This window comes from Bacteroides caecigallinarum (assembly GCF_021530995.1).
Lineage (GTDB): Bacteria > Bacteroidota > Bacteroidia > Bacteroidales > Bacteroidaceae > Phocaeicola > Phocaeicola faecigallinarum.
Genome location: NZ_JADYTF010000254.1, coordinates 1 through 910 on the forward strand (window position 1 = coordinate 1; position 910 = coordinate 910).

The following is a 910-nucleotide window of genomic DNA, read 5'->3' on the forward strand; positions in this document are numbered from 1 at the left end:
CTTCTGTATCAAACTCCCCACAAAAAGTTACAAACTTATCATAAGCATCTTGAGGTAATTCTCTTTTTTGTATTTGAAAACTAAATCCTTTGTTTTCTTCTGGCAATAATGCACGATAGAGGTATGTTGTTGGAGCTTTTTTATCGGTCCATTTCGTAAGTACCTCTGATATTGCTAAATTATAATTAGATAACTGCTCGCTATAGTTGAATGTAGGATTTCCACCTTCAAATCTTACATTATTTTTAGCTTTAAGCGCTTTAATAAAGTAACCATCGGTTAAAACAGAAAATCTACTATAACCATCTATACCCCATCCAGAGTAGTCTTTGTCACTCATATATACATGCACTAAACTTGTTACAGGTTTTATGTCTGCATTAATAGCTTGTGCTTTATCTGTTACATTAAGCTTTTGTACATCTAATCCAAGTGTCTCAAAGACGACAGGGAAATAGGTACTATTCTCAGTAATAGACAGATCTTGAAGGTTAGATTCGTTTTCTATATTCCAGAATTTATATCCATTACCTCCCAAACCGTCTCTAAAGTCGGCAATACAAATTACAGTGTATTCTCCTGGTTCTAAGGATGGTGCATAATTTAAACTTTCTGATAAACTACTACATAATTTCTCGGATTTCTCTACTAAATGTCCGCTTTCATCATATACTAATACTAATAAGTTTAATTTCCAACCATCTTTGGACATGTCGAAATCTCCTTCTGTAAATTGTTCATAGTTATCAAAGATGTGCATTGCGGTGATGCCAATATCTTGTTTATAACTAATTTCAATATCTTCTAGATCAGTACAAGAGAGGAATGATGACAACGTAATTACAGCCCCTATAAGAATTGTAAAATATGTATTAATAATTCTTTTCATAAATTTTCTATTATTTATAAT

General features: G+C 31.9%; 1 protein-coding gene. It reads right to left on the reverse strand.

Features of this window, described 5'->3' with window-relative positions; genetic code table 11:
• On the reverse strand, nucleotides 1-889 hold an 889-nt coding region (locus tag I6E24_RS16435; protein WP_235329785.1), incomplete at its 3' end, for a hypothetical protein.
• Nucleotides 890-910 lie beyond the last annotated feature (21 nt).